General features: G+C 64.8%; 20 protein-coding genes. 4 read left to right on the forward strand and 16 right to left on the reverse strand.

From position 1 onward, the window contains the following. Positions 1-34: 34 nt before the first annotated feature. From AC1RRP_RS18390 to AC1RRP_RS18445, 12 genes are all read right to left on the reverse strand, one after another. A complete protein-coding gene (locus AC1RRP_RS18390) occupies positions 35-1057 on the reverse strand; it encodes a MucB/RseB C-terminal domain-containing protein (RefSeq protein WP_493038776.1) in 1023 nt (340 codons plus the stop codon). A gap of 16 nt (positions 1058-1073) precedes the next feature. Next, a complete protein-coding gene (locus tag AC1RRP_RS18395; protein WP_493038778.1) occupies positions 1074-1676 on the reverse strand; it encodes a sigma-E factor negative regulatory protein in 603 nt (200 codons plus the stop codon). A gap of 11 nt (positions 1677-1687) precedes the next feature. Beyond that, the gene (gene rpoE, locus AC1RRP_RS18400) at positions 1688-2311 is read right to left on the reverse strand and encodes an RNA polymerase sigma factor RpoE (protein ID WP_493038780.1); all 624 of its coding nucleotides are present in this window, start codon (positions 2309-2311) and stop codon (positions 1688-1690) included. Further along, a complete protein-coding gene (locus AC1RRP_RS18405) occupies positions 2308-2769 on the reverse strand; it encodes a hypothetical protein (protein ID WP_493038782.1) in 462 nt (153 codons plus the stop codon). The genes rpoE and AC1RRP_RS18405 overlap by 4 nt, the downstream gene beginning before the upstream one ends. A gap of 21 nt (positions 2770-2790) precedes the next feature. Then, entirely contained in the window at positions 2791-4035 is a 1245-nt protein-coding gene (gene fabF / locus AC1RRP_RS18410; RefSeq protein ID WP_493038784.1) for a beta-ketoacyl-ACP synthase II, read from the reverse strand. Between the two features lie 116 nt (positions 4036-4151). Continuing rightward, entirely contained in the window at positions 4152-4391 is a 240-nt protein-coding gene (gene acpP, locus AC1RRP_RS18415; protein ID WP_493038786.1) for an acyl carrier protein, read from the reverse strand. 106 nt (positions 4392-4497) lie between these two features. Next, the gene (gene fabG / locus AC1RRP_RS18420; RefSeq protein WP_493038788.1) at positions 4498-5244 is read right to left on the reverse strand and encodes a 3-oxoacyl-ACP reductase FabG; all 747 of its coding nucleotides are present in this window, start codon (positions 5242-5244) and stop codon (positions 4498-4500) included. After that, complete coding sequence (fabD, locus tag AC1RRP_RS18425; protein WP_493038790.1) at positions 5241-6191, reverse strand: ACP S-malonyltransferase; 951 nt, start codon at positions 6189-6191, stop codon at positions 5241-5243. Before fabD ends, fabG begins: the two co-directional genes overlap by 4 nt. A gap of 54 nt (positions 6192-6245) precedes the next feature. Continuing rightward, positions 6246-7223, reverse strand: coding sequence for a beta-ketoacyl-ACP synthase III (locus AC1RRP_RS18430; protein ID WP_493038792.1), 978 nt, complete (start codon positions 7221-7223; stop codon positions 6246-6248). Between the two features lie 50 nt (positions 7224-7273). Continuing rightward, positions 7274-8299 (reverse strand): phosphate acyltransferase PlsX, encoded by a 1026-nt coding sequence (gene plsX, locus AC1RRP_RS18435; RefSeq protein WP_493038794.1) that lies wholly within the window; start codon positions 8297-8299, stop codon positions 7274-7276. Between the two features lie 108 nt (positions 8300-8407). After that, positions 8408-8590 carry a 50S ribosomal protein L32 gene (gene rpmF, locus AC1RRP_RS18440; RefSeq protein WP_057676887.1) on the reverse strand — a complete coding sequence of 61 codons (183 nt, stop codon included), beginning with the start codon at positions 8588-8590 and terminating at the stop codon, positions 8408-8410. 160 nt (positions 8591-8750) lie between these two features. After that, positions 8751-9290 (reverse strand): YceD family protein, encoded by a 540-nt coding sequence (locus AC1RRP_RS18445; RefSeq protein ID WP_493038797.1) that lies wholly within the window; start codon positions 9288-9290, stop codon positions 8751-8753. A gap of 25 nt (positions 9291-9315) precedes the next feature. Between AC1RRP_RS18445 and AC1RRP_RS18450 the strand changes: the two genes are divergently transcribed. The 3 genes from AC1RRP_RS18450 to AC1RRP_RS18460 are packed head-to-tail and all read left to right on the forward strand — an operon-like array spanning position 9316 to position 11929. Further along, a complete protein-coding gene (locus AC1RRP_RS18450) occupies positions 9316-9918 on the forward strand; it encodes a Maf family nucleotide pyrophosphatase (protein ID WP_493038799.1) in 603 nt (200 codons plus the stop codon). Continuing rightward, the gene (locus AC1RRP_RS18455) at positions 9915-10679 is read left to right on the forward strand and encodes an SAM-dependent methyltransferase (protein WP_493038801.1); all 765 of its coding nucleotides are present in this window, start codon (positions 9915-9917) and stop codon (positions 10677-10679) included. The genes AC1RRP_RS18450 and AC1RRP_RS18455 overlap by 4 nt, the downstream gene beginning before the upstream one ends. Positions 10680-10738: 59 nt before the next feature. Further along, positions 10739-11929, forward strand: a complete 1191-nt coding sequence (locus tag AC1RRP_RS18460; RefSeq protein ID WP_493038803.1) for an HD-GYP domain-containing protein — start codon at positions 10739-10741, stop codon at positions 11927-11929. Positions 11930-11944: 15 nt separating this feature from the next. Here AC1RRP_RS18460 and AC1RRP_RS18465 read toward each other — a convergent pair whose 3' ends face one another. Genes AC1RRP_RS18465 through AC1RRP_RS18480 form a run of 4 tightly spaced genes read right to left on the reverse strand, consistent with a single transcriptional unit; the run spans position 11945 to position 15022 of the window. Next, positions 11945-12937: a S49 family peptidase gene (locus AC1RRP_RS18465; RefSeq protein WP_493038805.1), complete on the reverse strand. Its 993-nt coding sequence runs from the start codon at positions 12935-12937 to the stop codon at positions 11945-11947. 1 nt (position 12938) lies between these two features. Continuing rightward, positions 12939-13310 carry a Rieske (2Fe-2S) protein gene (locus tag AC1RRP_RS18470; protein WP_493038807.1) on the reverse strand — a complete coding sequence of 124 codons (372 nt, stop codon included), beginning with the start codon at positions 13308-13310 and terminating at the stop codon, positions 12939-12941. A 4-nt stretch (positions 13311-13314) separates the two neighbouring features. Beyond that, positions 13315-13980, reverse strand: a complete 666-nt coding sequence (locus AC1RRP_RS18475) for an HAD family hydrolase (protein WP_493038809.1) — start codon at positions 13978-13980, stop codon at positions 13315-13317. A gap of 7 nt (positions 13981-13987) precedes the next feature. Then, on the reverse strand, positions 13988-15022 hold the full coding sequence (locus AC1RRP_RS18480) for an RluA family pseudouridine synthase (protein ID WP_493038811.1): 1035 nt from the start codon (positions 15020-15022) through the stop codon (positions 13988-13990). Between the two features lie 494 nt (positions 15023-15516). On the opposite strand from AC1RRP_RS18480, the gene AC1RRP_RS18485 reads away from it, so the two are divergent. Then, on the forward strand, positions 15517-18414 hold the full coding sequence (locus AC1RRP_RS18485) for an Rne/Rng family ribonuclease (RefSeq protein ID WP_493038813.1): 2898 nt from the start codon (positions 15517-15519) through the stop codon (positions 18412-18414). The last annotated feature ends 198 nt before the right edge of the window (positions 18415-18612 follow it).

Genomic DNA, 18612 nt, shown 5'->3' on the forward strand with positions numbered 1-18612 from the left:
TTAAAGAAAAAAGGAAGGCCATGAAGATGTGGGCTCAGCGCGTGCGCTCAAGCCCTTGGGAAAAAGCCTGCAAGGTCTGGGCCGGCACCTCGCCCACGAGCGTCAACCACCAGGACGTACCGCCCGCCATGACGCGGCGCACCAGTGCGTGGGTGGCCCCCAGGGCTTGCAGCCCCTCCTGGCCGTGATGGCGTGGGTCATAGGCCTCGATGAACACCGAAACCGAGGCCAGACCGTCCGAGAATGCCCACTGCACGGCATCCACCCCCGAGGCCGTAGGACGGCGGTAACAGCTCATGGCGCGAAAGCCTGGCACCTCCTGGGCCAACCGCCAGCCTTCGGCCGCAGGTGTGGTTTTCATCAGCGCCGGAGACTCCACCTTGTAGCCCTCGGTGTTGCCCATCATGCGGCTGAGCTTGTCCATGCTGACCGGAGCGTCGAGCTGCAGTTCGGAGAACGCCACCTGCTCCAGAACCCGGCCCTGGTCGTCCAGGGTCTGCAGTTTGACCACCAGTCCCGTGCGTTTTTCACTCCAGATCCGGTAGCCAAAGCGCAGGCTGTCCCGCGGGTTCAGTTGCACGACGTCGGCCTCGAAACCGGCCACACGTTCACTGCCCTGGGGGCTGGCGGCGTAATGCTGTTCGATCGCCGCATCCACGGTCTTGAGCAGGTGCGGGAACAGCCCCAGGGCCTCGCGCTTTTCCGCCACAACCACACGACTGAGCGGCGAGAAAGTCACGACCACATCGTTCCGCCGGAAGGTCGAGCGTGGCGTGCCAGTCAGCGACTCCACGCGCTCCATCTGCTGCTCGCCGTCGCAGACGTGCCAGACACGCGCGCTGGCCATGCTGCCACCCGAAGACACCACCAGCGTACCGATGTAGGCCCGGCGGCGCGAGGCCTCATGCATGCGCAACAGCCATTCGGAAACGCTGCGCTCACGCACAACCGCCTGCGAGGCTGCACTGGCAGCACCTTGATCAGCAACGGCCGGCAGCACCAGCCCCGGAAACAGGGCCGCCAGCAGGATCAGACGAGGCCAGAAGAGGATCGGCATACGGAAGCGGCCTGTTTCAGCGCGACGGGCGCTCGAAGGTGGCGTTGCGCAGGAAGCCTGCCGGCATCTGGAGGGCAGAGGTGCCCCCCAGTTGCTGGTGCGCGGTGATCAGCTGGTCCAGCCTCGGATCTCGGATCATGACGGGGGGCTCGGCGCTGGTCTGCGCCACGGACGTCTGCGGCTGGAAGGGCGCCCGGCCGGAGACCGCCATCTGTACGGCTTGCGGCGAGGGAACGGCCAGTTGCCACCCCAGCACGGCCACCACGGCCAGAGAACTCAGGCCAGCCACCAGCTTCCAGCGCCAGACGCTGTCGTTGGCGCTGGACGGTGCAAGGTCCAGGCGGAGCCTGGCCTCAGGCTGTGGACGGCTGCCCTCCTGATGCAAACGCAGGCGCAAACGCGCCACGAACTCGGCATCATGCGCACCGACTGCTGCGCCCGCCCCCGCGCGCATGACATCGCCAACCAGGTGGTAGCTATGCCAACGCGACTGTGCCTCCGGGCTGGACTCCAGAACGCGCAGGGCCTGCGCGAACTCCGCACCCTGCAGTTCGCCATCGGCCAAAGCCGAAGCCAGCTCATGGGCCCGCTCTGCCTGCTGCATCTTGGTTTCCTGCATCTGTTCTGTTCCTACCAACGTTTGCCTGTCTGGCGCTCCAGCATGGGACGTACCCGCGCCGAGATCGCCTCACGCGCCCGGAATATCCGCGAACGCACCGTACCGATCGGACAGTCCATCACCGCCGCGATGTCCTCGTAGCTCAAACCCTCGATCTCGCGCAGGGTCACGGCCTGACGTAAATCCTCCGGCAAGGCCTCCAACGCGGCCTGCACGGCCTCGGCGATTTCGCGCGCGGCCAACAGGGTTTCCGGCGTTTCTTCTGCTATTGGTTCCCTTCCGGGCTGGAAAGTTTCATCCTCATCGTCCTCGGGCCGCAACGCCGCCATGGTCACCAGCGGGTCGTGCTTGAGATCCAGCAAGGCTTTTTTGGCCGTATTGACGGCAATCCGGTACAGCCAGGTATAGAACTGCGCCTCCCCCCGGAACTGGTGCAAGGCCCGGTAGGCACGAATAAAAGTCTCCTGGGCGATGTCTTCCACCAGGTCGGTGTCGCGCACCATGCGAGCGATCAGGCGCTGGATACGGCGCTGGTACTTGAGAACCAGCAACTCAAACGCCTTGGCATCACCCGCCAGGGTGCGCGTCACCAGCTGGGCGTCGCTGTCACCACTTGGGGATGGGGTCGCCGTCAAGATCCGGTCTCCTGCCGCGCCGGCAGGGCGGACGGAGTCGGTGCCGTTGGCGCGTAAACGGCACGCCGCAAACTCTCCCACACCAGGGGTGCCATGCCGCGCTCAAGCCAGAGCCAGAAACCCCGGCCTTCCAGCGGCTGGAATTCCAACAGCAGCCCCTGTTGCCAATCCAGGCGCGGGCGCAGCCCACCGACGCACTGCACGCCCTGTGTTTCCCAGTTCCAGGACTGGCCATCCCAGGCGAGCAGGCCCTCGGGCTGGCGACGCAGCTCCGTATGCACCAGCCAGGCGCCACCCAGCCACAGAATCAGCGCCAGGCCGTGGGCTGCGGAAAAGTGGTCGGATGGCAAGACCCAGACCGCACAGACCAGGCCCGCCAGCGACCAGGGCAGGAGCAGACACGCCGTGCGCATGGAAGAACGCCCCACCGGATAAGAAACCGCTGGGGCGCTGTGCATGTCGCTCGGAGATTCTGCGCGTCAGATGCGCTTGAAGACCAGGGTGCCGTTGGTTCCGCCGAAGCCGAAGTTGTTCTTCACCGCGACATTGATCTTCACATCACGCGCAGTATTGGCGCAGTAATCGAGATCGCACTCCGGATCCTGGTTGAAGATGTTGATGGTGGGCGGGCTCTTCTGGTGATGCAGTGCGAGCACGGTGAAGACCGACTCGATGCCGCCAGCCCCACCCAGCAGGTGGCCCGTCATGGATTTGGTCGAATTGACCACGGTCTTCTTGGCGTGGGCGCCCAGCGCCGCCTTGATGGCGTTGGTTTCGTTGATGTCGCCCAGCGGTGTCGAGGTGCCGTGGGCATTCAGGTAGTCCACCTGATCGGCATTGACACCGGCATTGCGCATGGCACCCAACATGGCGCGACGGGGGCCGTCCATGTTCGGGGCGGTCATGTGACCGGCATCGGCGCTCATGCCGAAACCGGACAGCTCGGCATAGATCCTGGCGCCACGGGCCTTGGCATGCTCGTACTCTTCGAGCACCATGACACCCGCACCCTCGCCCAGCACGAAGCCGTCGCGGTCCTTGTCCCAGGGGCGCGAAGCCGTCTTGGGGTCGTCGTTGCGGGTGGACAGGGCGCGCATGGCAGCAAAACCACCCACCCCCAGGGGCGAGACCGTCGCCTCGGAACCGCCGGCAATCATCACATCTGCGTCGCCGTACTCGATCAGGCGCCCGGCCTGGCCGATGCTGTGCAGGCCCGTGGTACAGGCCGTCACGATCGCCAGGTTCGGGCCCTTGAAACCGAAGCGCATCGAGACGTGCCCGGAAATCATGTTGATGATGGAGGCCGGGACGAAAAACGGCGAAATACGACGCGGACCACGGTTGGTGTACTCGGCGTGCGTCTCTTCGATCAACGGCAGGCCGCCGATGCCGGAGCCGATCAGGCAGCCGATACGCACCGCCTGTTCTTCGTCCAGTCCTTCACCGGTGGGCAAGCCGGCATCTTCGACCGCCTGCACGGCCGCGGCGATGCCGTAGTGGATGAAGGTGTCCATCGTGCGCGCTTCCTTGCTGCCGATGTACCTCTCCAACTCAAAACCTTTGACCTCGCCGGCGAACTTGCAGGCAAAGTTGCTGGCATCGAACCTAGTGATCAGATCGATGCCGGAGCGACCGGCCAGCAGGCTGGACCATGACTCGGCCACGGTATTGCCGACCGGGCTGATACAGCCCATACCTGTTACGACGACGCGACGACGGGACATAGTTTTCTGTGCAGGCTAGGAAACGGAAACAACCGCAAGCGGAACATCTCATCCGGATGGACAGGCCGCTTGCAGCGGCGGGCGGCACAGCCGCGCCGCAACCGCCGGGTTGGCCATCAGGCCTTCTGGTGCGCCTTGGCGTAGTCGATGGCGTTTTTCACCGTGGTGATCTTCTCGGCGTCTTCGTCCGGGATCTCGATGCCGAACTCGTCTTCCAGTGCCATCACCAGTTCGACGGTGTCCAGGGAGTCGGCGCCCAGATCAGCCACGAAAGCCTTCTCGCTGGTCACCTGGGACTCTTCCACACCGAGTTGTTCGGCAATGATTTTTTTGACGCGTGCTTCGATATCGCTCATGTGTTCCCTCAGAGGGTTGTAAATGAATCCGTGATTTTAGCTGGCCCGGGAAAAGGGTTTTCCCGGGCTGCTGCCGTACGGATAAATCGGCTTGATTCTTGTCTCGTTACATGTACATGCCGCCGTTGACGTGCAGTTCCTGCCCCGTCACGTAAGCGGCATGCGGCGAGGCCAGGTAGGCCACGGCGTGCGCAATGTCCGCCGGCTTGCCCAGGTGCCCCAGCGGGATCTGCCCCAGCAGGGCCTTCTGCTGATCTTCGGGCAGATGGGCCGTCATGTCGGTCTCGATGAAACCCGGCGCCACACAGTTCACCGTGATGTTGCGCGTACCGAGCTCTCTCGCCAAGGCACGCGTCATGCCAGCCACGCCAGCCTTGGCCGCCGCGTAGTTGGCCTGGCCCGGATTGCCCGAGGCGCCGACGACCGAGGTGATGCTGATGATGCGGCCGTAACGCTGCTTCATCATGGTGCGCATCACGGCCCGACTCATGCGGAACACGGCCTTGAGGTTGGTGTCCAGCACCTCGTCCCACTCGCCATCCTTCATGCGCATGGCCAGGTTGTCACGCGTGATGCCGGCGTTGTTGACCAGCACATGCAGGGCGCCCTGCTCCTTGACGATGGCATCGATGGCGGCATCGCAGCCTGCCGCGTCGTTGACGTTGAGCTTGATGCCCTTGCAGCCGTTGAAGGCGGCCAGGGCAGCGCTGATCTTGGCGGCCCCCTCGTCGCTGGTGGCGGTGCCTATGACCTTGAGGCCCTGGTGGGCCAGTTCGTACGCAATGGCCGCGCCAATGCCGCGCGAAGCGCCGGTGACCAGGGCCACCTGGCCATCGAATTTCATGTCGCTCATGCGAGTTGTCCTTTCACTTCAGCCAGCGTGGCAGGATCAAACAGCGGCCAGCCCGTCAGATCGGGGTCGATGCGCTTGACCATGCCCGCCAGTACCTTGCCGGGGCCGCATTCCACGATGTGGGCGATGCCATGCGCCTTGACGGCCTGCACGCACTCCACCCAGCGTACCGGCCCGAAGGCCTGGCGATAAAGGGCGTCGCGGATCCGGTCGGCATCGACCTCGACGGTCACGTCGATGTTGTTGATCAGGGTGATCTGCGGCTCGCCCAGCGCCACATCCTCCAGACGCTCGCGCAACTTCTCGGCGGCCGGTTTCATCAGGCTGGAGTGAAAGGGCGCCGACACCGGCAGCGGCAGGGCGCGCTTGGCACCGTTGGCCTTGAGGACTTCACAGGCCTTCTCGACGGCCGCCTTGGAGCCGGCGATCACGGTCTGGGCCGGATCGTTGAAATTCACGGCTTCGACCACTTCGTTCGAGTTCGGACCGAAGGACTGCACCACCTCGGCGCAGCCAGCGATCACCTTGGCCGCCTCCATCCCGAGGATGGCGGCCATGGCACCGGTGCCCACCGGCACGGCCTCCTGCATGGCCTGGGCGCGAAAACGCACCAGCGGCACGGCCTGCGACAGCGTCAGCACACCGGCGGCCACCATGGCCGAATACTCGCCCAGGGAATGGCCCGCCACAGCGGCCGGCGCAACGCCGGTCTCGCTCATCCAGACACGGTAGGCGGCAACGCCAGCCACCAGCATCACGGGCTGGGTATTGGTGGTCAGCGCCAGGGCTTCCTTGGGGCCGTCCTTGATCAGCTGCCCCAGGTTTTCACCCAAGGCATCGGAGGCTTCCTGCAGCGCTTCGCGCACTTCTGGATGGTCGCCCCAGGCGTCGAGCATGCCGACCGACTGCGACCCCTGGCCCGGAAAGACAAAGGCAAACGGTTTCATCTTGTTGCTTGGTGTTGTGTATTGGAGTGAAGGCGCCCGGTACGGCGCCCCTGCCTACATTTTCAGCAGGACGGCGCCCCAGGTAAAGCCACCGCCGACACCTTCGAGCATGACCAGGTTGCCCGGCTTGACGCGGCCACTGCGCACGCCGGCGTCAAGCGCCAGCGGGATCGAGGCGGCCGACGTGTTGCCATGCTGGTCCACGGTAACGATGACCTTGTCCATCGGCAGCTTCAGCTTCTTGGCCGTGCCCGTCATGATGCGGATATTGGCCTGGTGCGGGATCAGCCAGTCGATATCGCTTTCCTGCTTGCCGGCCTTGGCCAGCACCGCGCGGGCCGTCTCTTCGAGCACCCCCACAGCCAGTTTGAAGACCGCCTGGCCATCCATCTTGAGCAGCGGGTCGCCCAGCACGATGCCACCACAGACATGTCCCGGGGTGCACAGGATGTCGACATGCTTACCATCGGCGTGCAAATCACTGGCCAGCAGGCCCGGCTCCTCCGACGCCTCCAGTACCACCGCACCGGCGCCATCACCGAACAGCACGCAGGTGGTGCGGTCCTTGAAATCGATGATGCGAGAAAAGACCTCGGCCCCCACCACCAGCGCCCGGCTCGCCGCGCCGCTCTTGATCATGGCATCGGCCACGGTCAGCGCATAGACAAAGCCGCTGCAGACCGCCTGCACGTCGAAGGCCGGGCAGCCGTTGGCGCCGATCTTGTTCTGCAGGATGCACGCTGCGGACGGGAACACCATATCCGGCGTCGAGGTCGCCACGATGATCAGGTCAATATCCTTGGCGGCCACGCCGGCCGCATCCAGCGCACGGCGCGCGGCTTCGGCCCCCAGATCGCTGCTGGTCACGCCGGCTTCGGCGAAGTGACGGGCTCGGATACCGGTGCGCTCGACGATCCACTCATCCGAGCTTTCGATGCCATCGGCAGCCAGCTGGGCCACCAGATCGGCATTGCTCAGGCGCTTGGGCGGCAGGAAACTGCCGGTACCGGTGATACGGGAATAACGACTCATGGGTTGTTCTGCTTGAAATTCGGCCTACGGGCCCGGCGGGTCCGTCCTGGCTACTCTGCCGCGGCCACACCAGCCAGCAGCGGAGCGGCATGCGCGATACGGGCCTGGACCCGCTCCAGTAGCTTGTTCCGGGCTGCATCATACGCGCGGTTCAGGGCATGCTCAAAAGCCAGCTCGTCGGCCGATCCGTGGCTTTTGAACACCAGCCCTCGCAAGCCCAGCAAGGCAGCTCCGTTGTAACGACGGTAGTCCATCTTCTTTTTAAGGGAAGACAAAACAGGATAGGCAACAATAGCCGCAATTTTCGTGAAAATATTGCTAGAAAACCCCTGCTTCAGGAAGCCGCCAATCATCGAGGCCAAGCCCTCACTCGCCTTCAGGGCCACATTGCCGACAAAACCATCGCAGACCACGATATCCGTCGTTCCCTTGAAGATATCGTTGCCCTCCACATTGCCGTAGAAATTAAGATCGCCAGAATTGGCAGCAGATCTAAGTAATTCACCGGCTTTTTTGATGACTTCGCTGCCTTTAATGACTTCTTCACCGATATTGAGCAAGCCGACCGAGGGGTTCGGATCATCGCGCAGCACCGACACCAGGGCCGAGCCCATGACGGCAAACTGCAGCAGGTGCTCCGCCGTGCAATCCACATTGGCCCCAAGATCCAGCACCGTGGAGGCCCCGCCGGCCGCGTTGGGCAGCTGGGTGGCAATAGCCGGGCGGTCGATACCTTCCATCGTCTTGAGCACGTAACGGGCGATCGCCATCAGGGCCCCCGTGTTGCCAGCCGAGACGGCAGCCTGGGCCGCGCCGGCCTTGACCTGCTCGATGGCCACACGCATGGAGGAATCCTTCTTGCGGCGCAGGGCAACCTCGATCGGATCGTCCATGCCCACCACCTCACTGGCAGGAACAATGCGCGCGCGCGCATAGGTGGCGTCACTCAGGCGGTCGGGCAGGCCGACCAGGAGCAACTCGGCATCCGGATGACGGTCAAGGAAATTGCGGCACGCCGCGAGCGTGACGCGGGGGCCGTGATCGCCCCCCATGCAGTCCACAGCAATGGTGATCATGGGCAAGCTACGCAATCAGGCGCGAGAGGAACCGAAAGAAGATCGGCATCAAGACAAAGGCCCGAGCTACCTGTTGTGTAGCGTCGGGCCCTGCAGAACCTGAGGTGATCAGGCTTCGGATTTGGTCTTCAGCACCTTGCGGCCACGGTAAAAGCCGTTGGGGCTGATGTGGTGGCGCAGGTGGGTCTCACCCGTGGTCGGCTCGACGGCGATGCCGGGCACGTTCAGGGCGTTGTGCGAACGGTGCATGCCGCGCTTGGAGGGCGACTTTTTGTTTTGCTGGACTGCCATGATTGGCTCCTGGTAATCAGGCCGCGCGACAGGCGCACGGCAAGGGTTGTTCAAGGGTTGGACAGATCGGCACAGGTTGGGTCTGTGCGAAGCCTTGAATTATAGCCTAACTTGTTGATTTCAGGCCAGTTTCACAAACCGGGCCAGCTCGTCAGCTGGACTAGCCACCCTTGAGCCCCGCCAGGGCGGCAAAGGGATTGGGCTTTTCAGCCTGGGCCGCCTCGAAATCCGCGTCCTGGACCACCAGCTTGACCTCGGTCGGGCAAACCTCATGACGCGGCACCACGGGCATCTCCATGAGCAGTTCGTCCTCGATCAACTCCTGGAGATTGAACTCGCGGGCCAAGGCCAGCACGTCCTCTTCGGCCTCCTCATCCTCGGCCTGGGCCTGCTCTTCGTTCGCCACAAAACGGAAATCGCGGACCACCGCAAGCTCGATGTCGGCCGGACCCAGGCAGCGCTGGCAGGTCAGCGGCAGGGTGACCTGGGCGCGCAGGTGCAGCCAGATCTGGGCGAAACCGCTGGCGTCGATGCGCTGCTCGCCCCGGGCATCCCAGCGCACCAGGCGCTCGGCGCCCACGCCACCCGTTTCCGCAAGCAATCGCTCATATTTTGATAGCAAATCCTGGTCGGACAGGACAGCACCGGCTTGCGCAAAGGCCTTGATATCCAGGCGGCGGGTTTGAAACTCTTGGGTCATGTCGGCAGTGTAAGAGAATCGACGCATGAGCGCCCCCGCCCCCCGCCCCCTGATCCTCGGCTCCACCTCGGCCTATCGGCGCGAACTGCTGCAACGCCTGCGCCTGCCTTTTGAGGTGGTCTCACCCGAAGTCGACGAAACCCCCCTGCCCGGCGAACACCCGCGTGATCTGGCCCTGCGTCTGGCCCTGGCCAAGGCGCGAGCGGTGGCCGCACGCCAGCCGTCGGCCGTGGTGATCGGCTCGGACCAGGTCGCCGACCTGGGCGGTGACCCTCTGGGCAAACCCGGCACGCACGAACGCGCCGTGGCCCAGCTGCGCCGCATGCGCGGCCGCACGGTGATCTTCCAGACCGCCGTGGCCGTAGTCTGCGTCGAAACGGGTTTCGAACAGGTCGAGCTGGCACCGGTGCGCGTGCGCTTTCGCGACCTGACGGACGCGGAAATCGAAAACTATCTGCGTGCCGAAACGCCCTACGACTGCGCCGGCAGCGCCAAAAGCGAGGGCTTGGGCATCGCCCTGCTCGACACCATCGAAAGCGACGACCCGACCGCGCTGGTCGGCTTGCCGTTGATCCGCACGGCCCGCCTGCTGCGCGCGGCTGGCTTGTCCCTACTAGGCATCGCATGACCACGCCCGGAAAACTCTATCTGGTGCCCGCACCGCTGGACTTCGGCTGCAGCACCCAGACCCCACTGACTGAGGTGCTGCCTGCCGGCACCCTGGTCGTGGCGGCACGGCTGCAGCACTGGATCTGCGAGAACGCCAAGAGCGCCCGCGCCTATCTCAAACGCGTGGGTGAACTGCAGCCCCTGGTGAACCCGCTCCAGGCGCTGGACCTCCAGGAGTTGCCGCGCGAAGTGCACAAAAAAGGCGACCACGGCAGCACGGGCTTCGATGCCAGGCCGCTGCTGGCCCCGGCGCTGGCTGGCCAGGACCTGGGGCTGCTGAGTGAAGCCGGCATGCCGGCCGTGGCGGATCCGGGTTCTTCGGTGGTACGGGCCGCGCACGAGCTCGGCATCACGGTGGTGCCACTGGTGGGACCGGTCTCGCTGCTGCTGGCGCTGGCCGCCAGCGGCCTGTCAGGCCAGAACTTTGCCTTCGTCGGTTACCTGCCGCAGGACGCCACCGAGCGCGCCACGCGCATCCGCGAGCTGGAATCGCTGGCGCTCAAGAGCGGACAGACCCAGCTCTTCATCGAAACGCCCTACCGCAACGCCGCGCTGCAGGACGCCCTGCTCAAGACCCTGCAGCACAACACCCGCCTGGCGGTGGCCAGCGGGCTGACACTGGCCACCGCGCAGCTGCGCAGCAACACCGTCAAGAACTGGAAACAGCAGCCGCTGGCGCCGGACAAGGATACGCCGGCGGTCTACGCCATCGGACGCTGACCCCACCGCAGGGCAACCCCGCTTGTTGCCCGGGAGGATCGTCCCCATAATGGTCCGGCATGAAGCTGCTTCGACTGCCCCGCTCGAAGGTCAGGCTCGGGGAACCCTTGCCATGGAATATCCGTGACGAGAGCACCCGGCTCCTGTTATCGCGAGGCCATATCGTCGAGAGCGAGGAGCTGCTCGATGCCCTGCTGAGCCGTGGTGCATTCGTCGACATGGAGGAAGCCCGAGCTGTCGCTCACCTTGCGGACCTGGCCGAAAAGGAACGGACCAACATCTCCGCCCTGAAGCGCCCGGAAAATCTGTTCAGCCTTTGGGACCAGAGCGCCGAGGAGATGCACCAGCTCATGGCCAAGCTGCCGGAGGTGTCCCCCTCACCAGGCCAGATCGCCGACTTTGCCAATCGGCTGATCACGCTGGTGGACAAGGACGTGGACATGGCCCTGTACCACATGGTCCGGCAGGAATCGGCGCACCTCTATTACTACGGCTACAACCACGCCATCCATGCGTCCGTTCTCTGCCTGCTGATGGCGCGCCGGCTGCAGTGGCCGCAAGCCAGAATCCTGAGCCTGGTACATGCCGCCCTCACCATGAACATGCCCATCCTGCAACTGCAGGGAGTGATGGCCGAGCAGGATGAACCCATGCGCGAAAGCCAGAAAGTACAGATCCACGCACACCCGGAGCTGGCAGTCCAGTGGCTGACCGCGGCTGGCGTCACCGATGGCGACTGGTTGACGGCCATCGCCCAGCACCACGAACATGCGGATGGCAACGGTTATCCGCATGGCAGGACCGATCCCTCCGACCTGGCTGTCGCCTTGCGTGTCGCCGATGTCTTCACCTCCAAGATCAGCCCCCGCAAACTGCGGGCTGCCTTACCGATACAAGAGGCAGCCCGGCAACTGTTCCGTGAAGACCATGGCGGCCCGCTCTCATCGGCCGTCATCAAGGAGTTCGGACTCTACCCGCCAGGCGAGGTCGTGAAACTGAGCAGCGGAGAGATCGGGGTCGTGATGCGACGCACCGACAGCGTGAAATGCCCCATCGTGGCATCCATCACCGATGACAAGGGCCACCCGACGGTCCACACCGTCCAGCGCGACACCTCCCAGGCGCCGTACGCCATCGTCGGTCCCGTGGCCGACAAGACACTGGTCGCACGCATGCCTCCGGAACGGATCTACGGCTATCAGCAACTCCCCCCTGCGGCCGCAGGCCAGGGCTCCGGCCGTCCGGCTTGATGCGGAGCTCGCGGCTCAGCGCCAGGTCGGCTGCGTGCGCACGGCCTTGACCGAACCTTCTCCGATCGCCGCGCCAAAGCGTTTGATCAGGCGTTCGGCCACGTTCGGATGACGCGTGTAATCGACGATCTCCTCGGCCTTGACCACCTCGCGCGCCACGTAATCCAGGTTGCCGAGCTGGTCGGCCAGGCCCAGGTCCACGGCCTGCTGGCCGGTCCAGAACAGGCCGCTGAACATATCGGGCGTTTCTTTCAGGCGCTTGCCGCGCCCGGCCTTGACCACGTCGATGAACTGTTTGTGGATCTGGTCCAGCATGGCCTGGGCAAAGGCGCGCTGTTTCTCGGTCTGCGGGCTGAAGGGGTCGAGAAAGCCCTTGTTCTCGCCGGCCGTCATGAGGCGGCGCTCGACGCCCAGCTTGTCCATCAGGCCGGTGAAGCCGAAGCCATCCATGAGCACACCGATGCTGCCCACGATGCTGGCCTTGTCCACGTAGATCTTGTCGGCCGACACGGCGATGTAGTAAGCCGCCGAAGCGCAGGCCTCTTCCACCACCGCGTAGACCGGCTTGTTGTGCTTGGCCTTGAGACGACGGATCTCGTCGTTGATGATGCCGGCCTGCACCGGACTGCCACCAGGTGAGTTGATCAGCAGCACCACGGCCTGGGCACCGTGGTCCTCGAAGGCGTTGCGGATCGCCGCCACCACCAGATCGGCACTGGCCTCGCTGTCCGAGGCAATCTCACCCTGGATCTCCACCAGGGCCGTATGGCGCGTGCTGGGGGCACTCCCCCCCTGCCCCAGACCAAAGATGAGCCAGATGAGCAAGAGCAGTACGCCCAGCGTCGTCAGACGGTTGATGATCTTCCAGCGCCGTGTCGCGCGCTGTTCCTCCAGCGCGGCAAAGGCCAGTTTTTCCAGGACGGCGCGCTCCCAGCCCGGAGCCTGGGCCGCGGACGTGGCCGTTTCCTGCCGGGAGCTGCCGGATTCGGCGCCAAAGTTGTCACTCATGTCAGAACTCAAGAGGTTTCAGGTTGTAGGCAGTATGCCATTGCACCACACCGTCCTGCTCGGTCAGGGCGATCTTGACCAGCCCGCCACGGCAGGGCCCGCCGCGGCAGGCACCAGATTCGGGCGAATAGAGGGCGCCATGCGTGGAGCAGATCAGCCAGTGGCCGGTGAGATCAAAAAATTGGTTGGGCTGGTAATCCAGCTCCATGGCCACGTGCGTGCAGCGGTTCAGGTAGGCCTGCGCCCGGCCCGCATAACGAACGGCAAAGGCGCGGCAGGTCTGGCCGCCATAGACCACATCAAAAGGCACACCCAGCCCGCCGTCGACCAGGTCGGCCGAGTTGCACAGGGGGATCAGTTCCTCGGCCTCCATGGCCTTACGCCTTGTGCAGCAACCAGTCGTGCAGGTCGCGCACCGAATGCGCCACGTGCAGCGGTTGCAGAGCATGGAAAGCTTCGGGCTCGTGGGCGCCGTAACTCACCCCCACGCTGGGGCAGCCGGCATTGAGCGCCATCTGCAGGTCATGCGTGGTATCGCCGATCATGAGGGTGCGTTCGGGCTCCACACCAAACTCGCGCATCAGTTCCTGCAGCATGCGCGGGTGCGGCTTGCCGGCGGTTTCGTCGGCCGTGCGCGAACCGTTGAACACGCCCTTGAGCTGCACCGTGTGCAGCACCTCGTCCAGCCCGCGCCGGCTCTTGCCCGTGGCCACGGCCAGCCAGTGGTGACGCTGTTTCAGATCGTCCAGCAGCTCGAGCACGCCGGCAAACAGGCTCAGGTCGTTCTGGTGCGCGATGTAGTGGAAGCGGTAGCGCTCGCCCAGCAGGGGGTATTTGTCGGCCGGCACGTCAGGCGCGGCATGCGCCAGCGCCTGCATCAGGCCCATGCCGATCACATAGGCGGCTTCCTTGTCGCTGGGCACGGTGCCGCCCACGTCGCGCACCGCGTTCTGGATGCAGCGCGTGATGATGGCTGTGGAATCGAACAGCGTGCCATCCCAGTCGAAGGCAATCAGGTCATATTGTCTGGGTCGGGAACTCATGGGGTCGTCAAGTCTTGTCGGGAATGGCCTGGGCCAGGAACTGTTCCAGCTCAGGCGGCAGGGGGGCCAGCAGTTCGATGCGCTCTTCGCTGGCCGGATGGTTGAACTGTAAACGCCAGGCGTGCAGGAACATGCGCTTGAGCGACACAGCCCCCTCGCCGGCTGCGGGTTTCTGCAGCGCCTTGTTGAGTTCGAAATCACCGTATTTGTCATCGCCCACGATGGGCAGCCCTTCGGACGCCAGATGCACGCGGATCTGGTGGGTGCGGCCGGTCTTGATGGTCACTTCCAGCAGGCTGTAACCGGGTGTGCCCGCCGAGCGACTGCGCACCTTGACCAGGGTGACGGATTTCATGCCGTCCGGGTCGTCGCGCGCCACCACCTTGACGCGGCGCTCGCCATCCTCCAGCAGGTACTTGTGCAGGGGTTTGTCCAGCACCTTCTTGTTCAGCGGCCACTGGCCGACCACCAGGGCCAGGTAGGTCTTGCCCGTTTCTCGCTCGCGAAACTGGTCCTGCAGGTGTTTGAGCGCGCTGCGCTTCTTGGCCAGCAACAGGATGCCGCTGGTCTCACGGTCCAGCCGGTGCACCAGTTCCAGGAATTTGGCTTGGGGCCGGGCCATACGCAATTGCTCGATCACCCCGAAGCTCACGCCCGAGCCGCCATGCACGGCCACGCCGGCTGGCTTGTCGATGGCCAGCACGGCCTCGTCCTCGAACAGCACCGGGAACTCGCGCGCCGGTGCTCCCCTGGCCACCAGCCCGGCCATGGCCTCAGCCTTTTCGGTGGCCCGCTCGGACAGCCGCACCGGCGGCACCCGCACCACATCACCAGCCTGAACCCTTGTATCCGCTGAGGCCCGGCCTTTGTTAACCCTCACTTCGCCACTGCGGATGATGCGGTAGACATGGGTCTTGGGCACGCCCTTGAGCTGGCGCAGCAGGAAGTTGTCCAGGCGCTGGCCGGCCGATTCCTCGTCGACTTCGACCTGTTTCACTTCAGGGCTGGCGGGGGCCGATTTGCCCCCTATAATGTGTTTCACTAGCGACGCGCTGTAAGTGGTTGATTTGTCTGGAGTTTAGTCCACATGACACCACCGGCCGCGCTGGAAGGTCGATGTCACCGACCACCGGGTACGCAAACCGCAAGCCAGCTGCTTGCCGTGGCCTGCCCAGTGGAAGGCGCAACCGACGCCTTGAAACACTGAACGGAATACCCAGTGCTGCCAGCCACAAGCTGGCAGCCGGATCTAAGCGAAATGTTTGTGTTGATGAGCCTGATACTCATGTGCCTGCAGCGCGTACGCGTGCTGATCCATGGCACGGGTCAGCCGTCAGCGCCCGCAGTGCGGGCAGCCTGGGCCACCAAGTTGGTGGTGGCCCCACACTCACCTCCCCTCGCCCCCATCCACGCGCCTATGCCGCGGCTCACAAGCTGAGCCTGCGGTTCTCCGGCAATTCCATCCGTTTCGAAGCGTCAGTTCCGGCATCGTGCGCCCGCACAGGGCATGTGTACTGATGTAAAGGAAACCATCCCATGAAACGGATGCTGATCAACGCCACGCAGGCCGAAGAACGCCGCCTGGCCATCGTCGACGGGCAAAAGCTCCTCGACTACGAAATCGAGGTCGAAGGGCGCGAACAGCGCAAGGGCAACATCTACAAGGCCGTCGTCACGCGCGTCGAGCCCTCCTTGGAAGCCTGCTTCGTCGACTACGGCGAAGACCGCCACGGTTTCCTGCCCTTCAAGGAAATCTCGCGCCAGTACTTCCAGCAGGGGGTCTCGGTCAGCCAGGCCCGCATCCAGGATGCCATCAAGGAAGGGCAGGAACTGCTGGTCCAGGTGGAAAAGGAAGAACGCGGCAACAAGGGCGCGGCCCTGACCACCTTTGTCTCCCTGGCCGGTCGTTACGTGGTGCTCATGCCCAACAACCCGCGCGGCGGTGGCGTCAGCCGCCGCATCGAGGGTGACGACCGTGCCGACCTGAAGGAAGCACTCGACCAGCTCGAGTACCCCAACGGCATGTCCATCATCGCGCGCACCGCCGGCATCGGCCGCGCCGCGCCCGAACTGCAGTGGGACCTGAACTACCTGCTCAAGCTGTGGACCGCGATTGACGGCGCTGCCAAGGGCGGCAAGGGCGCCTACCTGATCTACCAGGAATCGAGCCTGGTGATCCGCGCCATCCGCGACTACTTCAACAACGATATCGGCGACATCCTGATCGACACCGACGACGTGTACGACCAGGCCCAGCAGTTCATGGCGCACGTCATGCCCGAGCATGCCGCCCGCGTGAAACGCTACCGCGACAACGCGCCGTTGTTCAGCCGCTTCCAGATCGAACACCAGATCGAGTCGGCCTATGCCCGTACGGTCAACCTGCCCTCGGGCGGCGCCATCGTGATCGACCACACCGAAGCCCTGGTCTCGGTGGACGTCAACTCGGCGCGCGCCATCAAGGGCAGCGACATCGAGGAAACCGCCACCCGCACCAACCTGGAAGCCGCCGACGAAGTGGCCCGCCAGATGCGTCTGCGTGACTTGGGCGGCCTGATCGTGATCGACTTCATCGACATGGAAGAGTCGAAGAACCGCCGCGAAGTGGAAAACCGCCTGCGCGACGCGCTGCGCCAGGACCGCGCCCGCGTCCAGTTCGGCACCATCAGCAAATTCGGTCTGATGGAAATGAGCCGCCAGCGCCTGCGCCCGGCCCTCTCCGAGGGTGCGTCCATTCCCTGCCCGCGTTGCGGCGGCTCCGGCCACATCCGCGACACCGAGAGCTCGGCCCTGCAGATCCTGCGCATCATCCAGGAGGAAGCCCAGAAGGACAACACCGCCGCCGTGCACGTGCAAGTGCCGGTGGACGTGGCGTCCTTCCTGCTCAACGAGAAGCGCAACGAGATCACCAAGATCGAACTCAAGCAGCGCCTCAACGTGCTGATGGTGCCCAACAAGTCGCTGGAGACGCCGAACTACAAGCTCGAGCGCCTCAAACACGACGATCCGCGTCTGGACCACATCGAAGCCAGCTACCAGATGGTCGAGGAGATCGAGGACCCGACCTCGGTGACCCGCCGCTCGCAGGAGCCGACCAACAAGCAGACCCCGGTCATCAAGGGCGTGCTGCCCGATGCACCGGCTCCGATCGTGGCCCCGAAGCCGGTGGCCGAGCCGCAGCCCGCCGCCAAGCCCGTGGCGCGCAAGGCCGAACAGCCGGCCAGCACCGGTTTTGTCGGCTGGCTCAGAAACCTGTTCGGCGGCAGCAAGCCGGCCGCCGAGCCGGTCAAGACTGCCGAGAAGAAGGAAGAGAAGCGCGAAGGCCGTGGCGGCCGTGACGGCAACCGCAGCGAAGGTCGCGGTGAAGGCCGGGGCCGTGGCGGCCGCGGTGGCCGTGGCGAGCGTGGTGAACGCCAGGAACGCGGTGACCGCAATGATCAACGCGGTGGCAACCGTGGCGAACGCCAGGGCCAGCGCGGTGAGGGTGAGCAACGCGCCCCCCAGACCGCAGAAGCCGGCGGTGAACAACAGCCGCGTCAAGAGCGCGCCCCGCGCAACGGTGAACAGCGTGGTCGTGGCGAGCGCGGTGAGCAGCCCCGTGGCGAACGCCAGGAACGTGGTAACCGTGGCGACCGTCAGGGTCAGCGCGGCGACGCCGAGCAACGCACCCCCCAGACCGCAGAGGCCGGCGGTGAGCAACAGCCGCGTCAAGAGCGCGCCCCGCGCAACGGGGAGCAGCGTGGCCGCAATGGCGAACGCGGCGAACGCCAGGAGCGTGGTGAACGCCAGGAGCGCGGCCCACGTCCCGAGGGCGAACGTCGCCCCGCGGAAGACATCCGCCCGCAAGATGGCAACGTCGAGCAGCAGCTGCCCGTCGAAGCCCTGAACGGTGCCGACACGCAACCCATGGCCGAAGCCCGCCCCGAAGGTGAGGGCAACGGCCAGCGCGAGCGCCGCTCGCGTGACCGCTACGGTCGTGACCGCCAGCGTGGCGAACGCGGTGAGCGCGGTGAACGCCAGGAACGTCCGGCCCAGGAGGCTGCCGCCCCTGAAGAGATCGCCGCCAGCGAGAGCACACCGGCACCGGCAGCTGATGTTCGCAGCGCACCGGCTCCGGCCAGGACCGCTGCTACCCCGGCCGCGCCGGCCCCCGCCCCGACCGCACGCGCGCTGCCGCGCGTGCAAGGCTATAGCCTGCCGCTGTCCGACCTGAACCAGATCGCCAGCACCGCCGGCCTGCAGTGGGTCAACTCCGACGCCGACAAGATCGCCGCCGTGCAGGCAGCCATTGCCGCCGAGCCTAAGCCGGTGCACGTGCCGCGCGAGCGGCCGGCGCCGGTGGTGATTGACGAGGGTCCGCTGATCCTGGTCGAGACGCGCAAGGATCTGCGGGACATGAAGCTGCCGTTTGAGCAGGATTCTGCTCAAGCTTGAGTCTCTTCACTCGCCGTCAGAAAGGGCACCTTCGGGTGCCTTTTCTTTTTCTGCCAGAGTTATTGCTTACGCTGCAAGCCGGGTCTCGCCCCGGCGGGCGAGGTACTTTTCTTTGCTTCGCTGTATAGACCGGAGACATGGGAAACGGGTGTTCGGGGACATAGGAAACACCAGAGTCGGTCAATTGGAAGTCATCAA

This window comes from Hylemonella sp. GW821-FHT12C09, from assembly GCF_058807395.1.

What these genes read in the sequence shown, in the direction of transcription:
- AC1RRP_RS18475 (WP_493038809.1), bottom strand. Translation starts at nt 13,980, where the DNA reads ATGAGTTCCCGACCCAGACAATATGACCTGATTGCCTTCGACTGGGAT.
- acpP (WP_493038786.1), bottom strand. Translation starts at nt 4,391, where the DNA reads ATGAGCGATATCGAAGCACGCGTCAAAAAAATCATTGCCGAACAACTC.
- AC1RRP_RS18455 (WP_493038801.1), top strand. Translation starts at nt 9,915, where the DNA reads ATGACCACGCCCGGAAAACTCTATCTGGTGCCCGCACCGCTGGACTTC.
- AC1RRP_RS18450 (WP_493038799.1), top strand. Translation starts at nt 9,316, where the DNA reads ATGAGCGCCCCCGCCCCCCGCCCCCTGATCCTCGGCTCCACCTCGGCC.
- AC1RRP_RS18430 (WP_493038792.1), bottom strand. Translation starts at nt 7,223, where the DNA reads ATGAGTCGTTATTCCCGTATCACCGGTACCGGCAGTTTCCTGCCGCCC.
- AC1RRP_RS18405 (WP_493038782.1), bottom strand. Translation starts at nt 2,769, where the DNA reads ATGCACAGCGCCCCAGCGGTTTCTTATCCGGTGGGGCGTTCTTCCATG.
- fabF (WP_493038784.1), bottom strand. Translation starts at nt 4,035, where the DNA reads ATGTCCCGTCGTCGCGTCGTCGTAACAGGTATGGGCTGTATCAGCCCG.
- AC1RRP_RS18390 (WP_493038776.1), bottom strand. Translation starts at nt 1,057, where the DNA reads ATGCCGATCCTCTTCTGGCCTCGTCTGATCCTGCTGGCGGCCCTGTTT.
- plsX (WP_493038794.1), bottom strand. Translation starts at nt 8,299, where the DNA reads ATGATCACCATTGCTGTGGACTGCATGGGGGGCGATCACGGCCCCCGC.
- AC1RRP_RS18460 (WP_493038803.1), top strand. Translation starts at nt 10,739, where the DNA reads ATGAAGCTGCTTCGACTGCCCCGCTCGAAGGTCAGGCTCGGGGAACCC.
- fabD (WP_493038790.1), bottom strand. Translation starts at nt 6,191, where the DNA reads ATGAAACCGTTTGCCTTTGTCTTTCCGGGCCAGGGGTCGCAGTCGGTC.
- AC1RRP_RS18465 (WP_493038805.1), bottom strand. Translation starts at nt 12,937, where the DNA reads ATGAGTGACAACTTTGGCGCCGAATCCGGCAGCTCCCGGCAGGAAACG.
- AC1RRP_RS18395 (WP_493038778.1), bottom strand. Translation starts at nt 1,676, where the DNA reads ATGCAGGAAACCAAGATGCAGCAGGCAGAGCGGGCCCATGAGCTGGCT.
- AC1RRP_RS18445 (WP_493038797.1), bottom strand. Translation starts at nt 9,290, where the DNA reads ATGACCCAAGAGTTTCAAACCCGCCGCCTGGATATCAAGGCCTTTGCG.
- rpmF (WP_057676887.1), bottom strand. Translation starts at nt 8,590, where the DNA reads ATGGCAGTCCAGCAAAACAAAAAGTCGCCCTCCAAGCGCGGCATGCAC.
- AC1RRP_RS18470 (WP_493038807.1), bottom strand. Translation starts at nt 13,310, where the DNA reads ATGGAGGCCGAGGAACTGATCCCCCTGTGCAACTCGGCCGACCTGGTC.
- AC1RRP_RS18485 (WP_493038813.1), top strand. Translation starts at nt 15,517, where the DNA reads ATGAAACGGATGCTGATCAACGCCACGCAGGCCGAAGAACGCCGCCTG.
- fabG (WP_493038788.1), bottom strand. Translation starts at nt 5,244, where the DNA reads ATGAGCGACATGAAATTCGATGGCCAGGTGGCCCTGGTCACCGGCGCT.